The organism is Terrabacter sp. RAF57, assembly GCF_052113925.1.
GTDB lineage: Bacteria > Actinomycetota > Actinomycetes > Actinomycetales > Dermatophilaceae > Terrabacter.
In genome coordinates this window covers 42,632-52,202 of record NZ_JBFRDT010000024.1, presented here as the reverse complement: position 1 = coordinate 52,202, position 9,571 = coordinate 42,632, and the positions used below count along the sequence as shown (strand labels likewise).

Here is a 9,571-nt window from a genome sequence, read left to right as displayed (position 1 = left end):
GAGCTGCCCACTGGCGGCGCGACCGGCGCCGGCGCCGGCGCGGGGGCCCGACCGGGGACCTCGGAGACCGGCACTCCGTCCCCGGTCGCGGGCCCGGTCGCGGCCCCGGCGAGCGAGGCGACGGCATCCGACCGCACCAGGTCGCTCGTCGTGCTCGCCGCGGCCGGTGTCGTCGTCACCACCGGCGTCGTGCTGCTCGCGATCGCCCGGCGCCGGCGCCGCGCGGCGTGAAACATCCTTGCGGCGCGATGGTCGCARGGGCCCGGACTCACCGCACAGGACTCGCGAGAACTCCCAATCAGGTCACCTCGCCGGCCTGGCCCAATACCGCAGGGGACGGAGAGATACAGCGTGCGCGAGGGCGTCCAGCAGGCCCGAAGCGGCGATCAGCAGCTCGCCACGCCCGAGGGCAGTCACAGCGGACTGCGCCTTGGCGCGAGCTGTTCGACGCTGGCGTGTCCGCCACTTCTGTCGGAGCGCTCGGCGCTGCGCGTCGGAGTTCGCCCGCGAGAAGTAGGTCCGGGCCCAGACCCGACGCGTTTCCTGGATGTTCTGATCCCCCGCGGAGTCAGAGGCGTTGAATCCGTGCCGCCGGTAGCCGACGCGAGCCCCAGGCAGGAACAGCACCGGTCCGTGCCTGAGTACCCGGAGCATCAAGTCCCAGTCGTCCGCGACGACGTAGCTCGTGTCGGGTCCACCCACCTCGGTCACGATGTCCAGCTTGAGCATGACGCAGCTCGGGGGGCAGAGCCGGTTGTGGACGAACACATCCTCGAAACGGACCTCGCGCCCATCGCTTGCCTCGAGCGAGGATGAGCCGTCGCCACCCACCATCGCGGCCGCGAACGCACCATCGTCGAATGGTCTTCCGTCAGCATCCACGAGGTCGACCAGCGCAGCGGCGCCCACGGCGTCCGACCGTTGACTCAAGCAGGAGACCGCGCGACTGAAGAAGTCGGATGGCAATACGTCGTCCTGGTCCAGGAAGACGACGTATGACGCACCAGGCGTGCTGGCTGCCATCGCGTGGTTCCGGGTGGACGCGATGCCCGACGAGCCCTTGGTGCGCAGACGCACCCGAGCGTCGGCGTGCGACCACCGGCGCACTCTTTCAACGCTGTCATCGCTGGAACCGTCGTCGACCACGACGACCTCGAAATGGGGGTGAGTCTGTGAGATGACGCTCTGCAACGTCTCATCGATGAACCGAGCACCGTTGTAGAGCGGTATCACCACCAAGACACGCTCGCTGTTCGGCTCAACCATTCGCGGACACCTCTCGGCCAGGGCCCGCTGTCGGGAGGCCCCACTCCTCGAGGATCTCGTGCAAACGTTCAGCGCGACCGGCCCATGTGAATTCCATCGACCGTTCACGAGCACGTCGACCGAGATCGCTGCGTACCGTCGGGGCGTCAGCAAGCTGTCGCAAGACGTCGATCAAGGCGCCTGGGTCGTTGCGCCTGATGACTATCGCAGCGTCCCCGGCGACCTCCGGCATGCCACCGGACTCCGTGACCACGGTTGCCACGCCGCTGGCGAGCGACTCCAGCAGCGTGAGACCGCACGGCTCCTCCCATCGAGACGGGAGCGTCACGACATCTGCCCACTCGTAGTGGGCAGGAAGCTTTGCCCGCGGTGTGAACGGCACGAACTCGACCCCACAGGACAGGGTTGAGGCGCGTCTGCGCAGGGCGCGCTCGTAGCTGGAAAGTGGGCCATCGATGGCGAAGCCCTCACTGCCCACGATCCTGACGGTGAGTCCGTGGATCCCGGCTCGCTCCACCGCATCCAACAGCACGTCGGGGCCCTTCTCCGGCACGACCCGGCCCACGTACAGGATTCTCAGTCCGTCTCGGTCGGTCCGGTCCACGGGCACGAAGGAATCGGTATCGACACCGTTGACCAGGGAGACGACCCGGGAGCGCATCGAGCGAGGAACGCGGTGGCGCGTCCTTTCAGCCAACCACTCGCTGACGGTGATGATCCCCTCCAAACCGCGGACGGAGCTGTGAGCTGCCCACGGGGCTCCGTGCAGGATCTCGTTGTGTGCGTAGAGCACTGGCGCTGACTGGGCGGGAAGGAGAGTGGCCACGTTAGGCGCGTTGTGGAGCAGCACGGTGTGCGGTGCGTCGCTCAGGACCTTGAAGGCAGCACGGTACTCACGGGAGGCGAAGGGCCGGCCGGCGCCCATCCGGGCGAGGGCTGTATCGACGAGACGGACTGAGCGGCTCCGCGGTGGGGCAGGCGGGTAGGAGATCACGTCTGCTGAGTTGTATCGCTCGGCATACGTTCCCTCAGCCACCAGAACCTGATGCCTGGCGCTCTCGGCCGTCGGACGGGCCAGCCCGTCGATCACCGTCATCACGGCCGATCCTGTCATCGGCGAGAAGTGGTCACCCGGCGTCGGCACATGGGCTATCACGGGTCGAATGTACCCAGCACGTGTCTGCCCGCACGGCGAACAGCGGTACTGACAGGCGCAGTGCCCCGGGTCCCTCAGCGGTGCTGCCGGCGAAGCACAGCGACCAGCGCGGCCGAGGCGGCACCGACGACCGCACCCGCGGCGAGGCTGACCCGGTCGACCGCGCGGGAACCGGCGACGTCCCGCCCAGCCACGTCGGCGTGCCCGGGCGCCACCTCGAGGGGGGCTGCCGCATACGGCACGAGGCTGGTGTCGGCGCCGGAGGCGAGCGGGGCGATGAACACGGGGCGGGCGGCCCTGGACAGCGTCGAGCGGCCGGTGTCATCGCCCAGGGCGTCGAGGTCGACGTCGTTCGCGGCCCACGCGGCCGAGAGGAGGATGACCTTGGACATGAGGTCGAGCCAGAAGAGCAGTCCGACCGAGAGCGCGACGGCCCCGAGCAGCGGGTTCGCCGTGGCATGGCTGACGAGGAAACCGCCGAACAGCYTGAGCAGGGTGAGGATGACGGCGCCGATCACCGCTCCCTGACGGATGTCGCGCAGCGGCAGCGGTGCTCCAGAGAGGGTCCGCAGCAGGACGACGAGGATGAAGGTGTCGAAGACGATGCCGATGAGAAGTCCCAGCAGGCCGACGAGGAGTCCGTTGCCCTCGAGACCGACCCACCCGGCCACCTGCTCGGCCAGACCACCGATGCTGCTCGTGAGGATCGCCGAGACCGCGACGGCCGTACCGACGGTCACGAGGACCAGCAGGTCACGGGCCATCGTCCGCACCATGGCGTGTGTCGCGACCTCGAGGCCGAAGACGCCGCGGATGCCGGTGCGCAGGGCCCGGACCCACCCCATGCCGGCGAACAGCAGGGTCACGAACGAGATGATGCCGGTCAGGGTCAGCGTCAGGCTCGCCGGCGCCTCGATGCTGATGATGCCGTCGGGGTTGCTCGGCGTCTTGACCATCCCGGGGAGGGCCTTGTTGAGCGAGTCGGCGATCGCGAGGACGAGATCGGGGCGGTCCTGCAGGACGAAGCCGAAGATCGCGAAGGCGAGCGCGAGCGCCGGGAAGATGGAGAAGAAGGCGTAGTAGCTGACCCCCGCCGCGAGCAGGTTGCCGCTCGACGTGCTGAATCGGGTCCACGCCCGGTACGGAGACAGGGCCTTGAGCCGATCCATGAGGGGCCCCAGAGCCGGCACCCGTCAGCCCCCGGTGAGGGTGAACTCGTGCACGGGACGCCACACGTCGTCCTCGCCCAGCTCGTAGAGGTGGTAGGCGCCGACAGTGAAGGCGACGGAGTAGTCGGCGAGGTCGGTGAAGGCGAGGTCGAGCGACTCGGCCGGCACGTTGTGCGCCACGGTGACGTGCGGGTGGTAGTAGAACTCGAGGGCGCGGCTCACCGGCCCCGAGCGCAGCGACACCTCGAGCGCCTCGCAGTTCGAGACGCCCTGGGCCACCTGGATGAAGACGACGTCGGACAGCGGACGGAACGTGCCCGTGCCACGCAGGACGACGTCGAACGCGGCGTGCGCGGCGGCCACCTCGGCGCAGTGGCTCCGGAAGGCGGCATACGCCTCCGCGTCGACCTCGGTCGGCGGCAGCAGGGTGATGTGCGCGGGGATCTGCCAGGCCTGGGGGTCACCGAAGTCGGCCCGGCGACGCTGGAGATAGTCACCGTGCGGGGCCGGGATCGGGATCGAGACGCCGATCGTCGTGGGGCGCGCAACACTCACGCACCCGACCGTACCCAATCTCCTCGACCAGTGCGGCCGCGGGCCTGCCGGACGTGCGCCCGCTCCGATCGCACCGGCCGCGACGGTCGCACCCTCACCGATCGTCACCCCGAGAGCGGGGCTGGCCTCAGATCACGTCCGCGAACGACCGCTCGAACCGCTGGAAGACGAGCAACCCGGCGAAGAGAGCCCCTGCGCTGACGATGACCGCCGCGGCCAGCTGCCACACCGGCGGCGGCGCCGTGCCGAGCAAGGACCAGCGGATCCCAGTCAGCAGCCAGCTCATCGGGTTGAGATCGAAGAAGATGCGGTACTGCTCGGGAACGGCTTCGAGCGAATACGCCACGGGCGTCGCATACAGCCCGATCTGGACCAGCCAGGGCAGGACGTACGCCACGTCCCGGTAGCGCACCATGATCGCGGAGGCGGCCAGTCCCAACCCCAGACTCAGGCAGAGGGTGCACAGGACCCAGAAGGGAAGGGCGAGCGCCGCGATGCCCGGGTTGACCCGGAAGGCGACCAGCAGAACGACGCCGAGGACGAGGGCCACGACGAAGTCGAGGATGACCGACAGGATCGTCGACGCCGGGACGAGGATGCGTGGAAAGAACACCTTGGACACGAGCGCCTGGTTGGCGACCAGCGAAGGGGCGGCCCGGTTCAGCACGCCGGAGAAGAGATTCCAGCCCAGCATGCTGATGTAGGAGAAGAGGAAGTACGGCACCCCGTCGGTCGAGAGACCTGCGATCCGGCCGAAGATGATGGAGAAGATCCCGGCCGCAACCAAGGGTTGCAGGATCACCCAGGTGACGCCCACGGCCGTCTGCCGGTACCGGAGGAGGACGTCGCGCTGGCCGAAGCGAAGGAAGACCTCTCGGGCGCCCCAGAGCTCCTGCCAGTGCGGGAGACTCAGACGCCCGGGGGGTGTGATGACGACCTTGCTCATGCGTGCACCTCGTAGTCGAAGTCCAGCAGGACCGCACCGTGGCCGGTGGCCTCGGGTGAGGTCAGCTCCGGGTAGGGCAACGACGGCAGGATGTCGAACGTGGCCGAGCCCTCCCACGAATCCAAGATGCCTGACGCACACACGAAGACGTCGATCGAGTAACGGCCAGGCTTCATCCACAGGTGGCGGATCGACAGCCGAAGACGCTGCTCACGGTCCGCGTCCAGGTAGCGGCCGACGAGGCGAGAGTCGCACTGACCCACGACGTTCCCGTTCGCGTCCGTCAGGTGCGCCGAGACGAAGTAGGTGCCGATGAAGTCGTCGGTCGGACCGATGCGAATGTCGACCGACTTGTCATCGTCGACGGAGAAGGACTGACTCGTCGGCACGACCTCGAGGATGCGAGGCACGTCGTCACTCAGCCCCTTCCGCGCCTGCGTCTCACGCGCGGCATACTCCTCAAAGCTGCCGCGATAGCGCTTGATGACGTCGGCGACACCGCCCTGCAGCTGGAGCGTGCCGTGCTGGAGGAAGATCGCCGAAGTGCACAGCGACTCAACCGTCTGCATCTGGTGACTGACGTAGAGCACGGTTCGTCCGTCGTTGGCGACGTCCCGCATCTTGGCCAGAGACTTCCGTTGGAACTCCGCGTCTCCCACGGCCAGCACCTCGTCGATCGCCAGGAGCTCCGTGTCCAGGTGCGCAGCCACCGAGAACGCCAGCCGGACGTACATGCCGGAGGAGTATCGCTTGACCGGCGTGTCGAGGAAGCGCTCCACCCCCGAGAAGTCGACGATCTCGTCGAAACGCCGTCGGATCTCGTTGCGCCGCATCCCGAGCAGCGCGCCGTTGAGGAAGATGTTCTCGCGACCCGTCAGTTCCGGGTGGAAGCCCGTGCCCACCTCGAGCAGGCTGCCCATGCGACCGGACAGCTCGATCCTTCCAGCCGTCGGCGCCGTGATCCGCGTCAGGAGCTTGAGCAGGGTGGACTTTCCGGCGCCGTTTCGCCCGACGATGCCGACGGCCTCTCCCCACGGGATCTCAAAGGACACGTCCGACAGGGCGGTGAAGTCCTCGTAGTCCTTGCGACGAAACGGGTGACGCAGTCGCTGGGCTACGGCCTCGGTCACCCGGGTGACCGGTGCTGCTCGATGAGCGATGCGGTAGGACTTCGACAGTCCTACCGCACGAATCGCCATGTCCGTGCTCACGCTGCGCCCCCGATGTTCTGTCTGTGATGTCGACGTCCGTCGACATCAGGCGTGTTCGCGCGATCTTCCCGCGACCCCATCTGCGCGGTGGCGACCTCGCACACCCGGTGGCCAATGCCGACAATCGACCCAGTGAGCAGGTGGTCGGAGATCCTGTCGCACCCGGTGGGACGAGTCACTGGAGGAGGCCTCGGCGCAGCGCCCCGAGCCCTGACGTGCCGTGCGGGAGGTCGGCTCGCGGCTTGAGCTCCCCTGTCTGCATCACGGTGGCACCCTACCCAGCGCGGGCGGGCAGAGCGTCGTTATCCCAGGTTCCGACCGAGGACGGGGAGAAGGCCGACCTTGTCGTACACGCGGCGGACCGTCGCCTCTGCGACGGCGCGGGCCCGCTCGGCGCCGTCGGCGAGGATGCGGTCGAGCTCGCCGGGGTCGGCCATGAGCTCGAGGGTGCGGGTCCGGAACGGCGTCACCGCCTCGACGACGACCTCGGCGACGTCCTTCTTGAGGTCGCCGTAGCCCTTGCCGGCGTACTGCTCCTCGAGGATCGCCACCGGCGTGCCCGACAGGGCCGAGTGGATCGAGAGCAGGTTGGAGATGCCCGGCTTGTTCTCCTCGTCAAAGCGGATCTCGCGCTCGGCGTCCGTCACGGCCGAGCGGATCTTCTTCGCGATGCGCGCGGGCTCGTCGAGCAGGCTGACGAGCCCAGTGTCGGAGGCGGCCGACTTGCTCATCTTGGCCGTCGGCTCCTGGAGGTCCTGGATCTTGGCCGTCGCCTTCATGATGTGCGGCTCGGGCACGACGAGCGTGTCGCCGAAGCGCTGGTTGAAGCGGCCCGCGAGGTCACGCGAGAGCTCGAGGTGCTGGCGCTGGTCCTCGCCGACGGGGACGACGTTCGCGTCGTAGATGAGGATGTCGGCGGCCTGGAGCACGGGGTAGGCGAAGAGGCCGACGTTGGTGTTGGTGCCCTTGGCGGACTTGTCCTTGAACTGCGTCATCCGGCTCGCCTCACCGAAGCCGGTGAGCGTCCCGAGCACCCAGTAGAGCTCGGTGTGCTGCGCGATGTGGCTCTGGACGAACAGCGTCGAGCGCGCCGAGTCGACGCCGCCGGCGATGAACTGAGCGGCGGTGATGCGGGTGCGCTCGCGGAGCACCTCGGGGTCCGGGGCGACCGTCAGGGCGTGCAGGTCGGCGACGAAGTAGAAGGCGTCGTGCGTCTCCTGCAGGCGCACCCACTCGACCAGCGCACCGATGTAGTTGCCGAGGTGGAGCGAGTCGCTCGTCGGCTGCATGCCCGAGAGGMTGCGCGGGGTCGTGGTCGGGAGGGAGGGCGTCGAGGACATGGGTGCATTCTGGCCCATGGGCGCGCGTCCCCCAACCACGTGCGCCCGTCGTGCGCCCGTCGTGCGCCCGCCGTGCATCTCCTGGCTCTATGTGGGCCTGCAACCCCGGATCACGATGGTCGCGCGGCCAGCGAGACAGATCTGGGGAACTCTCTAAGTGGCTGCCTTACTACGTTATCGTGACGCTTGGGGAAGGGGCCGAGACCGGGGACGGTCTAGACCTGTAATCAGATCAAGCCACTAGAGGGGGCATTCCGACATGAGCAGTACCGAGGCGGGCCACAATGTGAGCCCAACGAGACGCACGTTGGTGAAGGGGGCTGCTTGGGCGGTGCCCGCAGTGACCATCGCCGCTGCCGCGCCGAGCGCGGCTGCCAGCGTCCTGTGTACAGGCACCTTCTGCCTGACGAGCGACTTCTGCAAGCTTCCGGGCCAGTCCGGGCCATGCGACAAGGGCTACCGAGCCCCGGCCACGATCCAGGCCGCGTCGTTCGAGCGCATTCTCGTGGCGAGCGTCACCGCGCAGGGTCTCTCGCCCGCTGACAATGCCGATTTGCTGCTGCAGATCACTCCGACGAGCGGCCAGACCGTCACCTGTAGCGCGGCGTGCACATGTACCGTCACCGTTCCCGCGGGATACCAGAAGATCTGCATCCCCGCCAGCACCGCGCCCCTGCAGTACGACATCCAGGTGTGCGGTTTCCCCAACAGCCGGAACACGACGATCACCCTGGACTACTTCCTGTACAGGTGCAGCACCGCTGGGGCCTGTGTGCAGCTGGAGCACGCCAGCACCTCTGGCGGCGCACACCCCTGCTGACGATCAGTACGTTTGGCGATGGCCCCTTGGAAGAGCGTCCAAGGGGCCGTCACTGTCCCTGTCGAGATTGACGACCAGGTGTCCCAGCTCCGCGACGAGGTCGGCGATGAACCGCGTGACGTTGTCTGGGCCGGCGACAGGGCCGCCCGCCAACTGTCCGTCTGCCCCGAGCGCCACCGCGCTGGGGGTGCCCTCGATTCCCAAGGTGTCGTAGGCCCAACGCTCCGGGTCGTAGATCGTCCACTCGTCCCCGTCAGCGCCGCTGGGGGGCGGCACGATGTAGGCGAGTCGCACGTCCAGCATGGGCAAGGCGGCGCGCCACGCAGGTATCTGATCGATGACGGTCGTGCACAGGCCGCACGTGGTGGAGACAAACAGGAGCACTTGGGGCCGTGTCGCGCTGAGGTCACGAAGACTGCGCACGGATCCGTCGCTGAGCGTGACGGGCACCGCCGGGGTCGGCGTGCGAAGGTAATCTTCGAGTTCCGCCTCGTCGACGAAACCGGGTGAAGAAGCTCGGCCAGGATCCGGCCCGCCGACTGTGAGAATCACGGTCAAGCCTGCGGCCGCTGTCGCCGCGAGCCACCACCATTCGTTGCCGTCCATTCGCTGCAGGGCGTCCCGTGGACCCACATCCGCGCGGTACGCCCAGATGCTCAGGCACGCGAGCACGACGTACCAACCATTACGTACTGCCGTCGCAGCAGTCACACGGGCCGGTCCGAATGCGCCGAAACAGTCGCAGTCGACATCATCTCCTCGGCGCAGCACCTGGATCACCAACCACAGGTAGGTCAGCACGAGCGCCAAGGAAGCGCCAGCACTGAGCACGCCGAGCACACCAGTCCCGAGCGTGAGTAGCAGCGCCAGGGTGACCTCCACCCACGGGTGCGCCGCTGCGACAGTCGGAATAGCGAGTGCCCTCGGCACCCCCAGCGACCGGAGGCTCGACGCACCAGTGCCAGGGCTTCGCAGCTTTGCGAGACCTGCAACTGCCAGCACCGCCGCGAGAAGGAGAGGCGCAACAGTGAGGGCGGTTGGGACCATGTGCCAAGGTTAGGCGACCCGGCGGTGGCGCTCACGCATCTTCGCCAACCGCGCGGAGCCA

Annotated in this window: 9 protein-coding genes and 1 pseudogene; 2 read left to right on the top strand and 8 right to left on the bottom strand. The window is 67.9% G+C overall.

Annotated elements, in window-relative coordinates; translation table 11 throughout:
- Positions 1-231, top strand: a pseudogene (locus tag AB4Y83_RS20185) (hypothetical protein); the annotation flags it as partial.
- Positions 232-303: 72 nt separating this feature from the next.
- Here AB4Y83_RS20185 and AB4Y83_RS20180 read toward each other — a convergent pair.
- The 7 genes from AB4Y83_RS20180 to trpS all read right to left on the bottom strand — a co-directional run bounded on the left by AB4Y83_RS20180 (position 304) and on the right by trpS (position 7,661).
- Positions 304-1,266: a glycosyltransferase family 2 protein gene (locus AB4Y83_RS20180; protein ID WP_442297973.1), complete on the bottom strand. Its 963-nt coding sequence runs from the start codon at positions 1,264-1,266 to the stop codon at positions 304-306.
- Positions 1,259-2,422, bottom strand: coding sequence for a glycosyltransferase family 4 protein (locus AB4Y83_RS20175; RefSeq protein WP_442297972.1), 1,164 nt, complete (start codon positions 2,420-2,422; stop codon positions 1,259-1,261). The genes AB4Y83_RS20180 and AB4Y83_RS20175 overlap by 8 nt, the downstream gene beginning before the upstream one ends.
- 74 nt (positions 2,423-2,496) lie before the next feature.
- A complete protein-coding gene (locus tag AB4Y83_RS20170) occupies positions 2,497-3,591 on the bottom strand; it encodes a YihY/virulence factor BrkB family protein (RefSeq protein WP_442297971.1) in 1,095 nt (364 codons plus the stop codon).
- A gap of 24 nt (positions 3,592-3,615) precedes the next feature.
- Positions 3,616-4,146, bottom strand: coding sequence for a 2'-5' RNA ligase family protein (locus tag AB4Y83_RS20165; protein WP_056778550.1), 531 nt, complete (start codon positions 4,144-4,146; stop codon positions 3,616-3,618).
- Positions 4,147-4,273: 127 nt separating this feature from the next.
- Entirely contained in the window at positions 4,274-5,092 is an 819-nt protein-coding gene (locus AB4Y83_RS20160; RefSeq protein WP_442297970.1) for an ABC transporter permease, read from the bottom strand.
- A complete protein-coding gene (locus AB4Y83_RS20155; RefSeq protein ID WP_442297969.1) occupies positions 5,089-6,291 on the bottom strand; it encodes an ABC transporter ATP-binding protein in 1,203 nt (400 codons plus the stop codon). The genes AB4Y83_RS20160 and AB4Y83_RS20155 overlap by 4 nt, the downstream gene beginning before the upstream one ends.
- A 314-nt stretch (positions 6,292-6,605) precedes the next feature.
- The gene (gene trpS / locus AB4Y83_RS20150) at positions 6,606-7,661 is read right to left on the bottom strand and encodes a tryptophan--tRNA ligase (RefSeq protein WP_442297968.1); all 1,056 of its coding nucleotides are present in this window, start codon (positions 7,659-7,661) and stop codon (positions 6,606-6,608) included.
- Positions 7,662-7,983: 322 nt separating this feature from the next.
- Between trpS and AB4Y83_RS20145 the strand changes: the two genes are divergently transcribed.
- The gene (locus tag AB4Y83_RS20145; protein ID WP_442297967.1) at positions 7,984-8,463 is read left to right on the top strand and encodes a hypothetical protein; all 480 of its coding nucleotides are present in this window, start codon (positions 7,984-7,986) and stop codon (positions 8,461-8,463) included.
- A gap of 3 nt (positions 8,464-8,466) precedes the next feature.
- On the opposite strand, the gene AB4Y83_RS20140 is transcribed toward AB4Y83_RS20145, so the two are convergent.
- On the bottom strand, positions 8,467-9,510 hold the full coding sequence (locus AB4Y83_RS20140; RefSeq protein WP_442297966.1) for a TlpA family protein disulfide reductase: 1,044 nt from the start codon (positions 9,508-9,510) through the stop codon (positions 8,467-8,469).
- Positions 9,511-9,571: the final 61 nt, after the last annotated feature.

Excerpts from the sequence above, each read along its gene's own strand:
- AB4Y83_RS20180 (WP_442297973.1), bottom strand. The coding sequence starts at position 1,266 with ATGGTTGAGCCGAACAGCGAGCGTGTCTTGGTGGTGATACCGCTCTAC.
- AB4Y83_RS20160 (WP_442297970.1), bottom strand. The coding sequence starts at position 5,092 with ATGAGCAAGGTCGTCATCACACCCCCCGGGCGTCTGAGTCTCCCGCAC.
- AB4Y83_RS20155 (WP_442297969.1), bottom strand. The coding sequence starts at position 6,291 with ATGGCGATTCGTGCGGTAGGACTGTCGAAGTCCTACCGCATCGCTCAT.
- AB4Y83_RS20140 (WP_442297966.1), bottom strand. The coding sequence starts at position 9,510 with ATGGTCCCAACCGCCCTCACTGTTGCGCCTCTCCTTCTCGCGGCGGTG.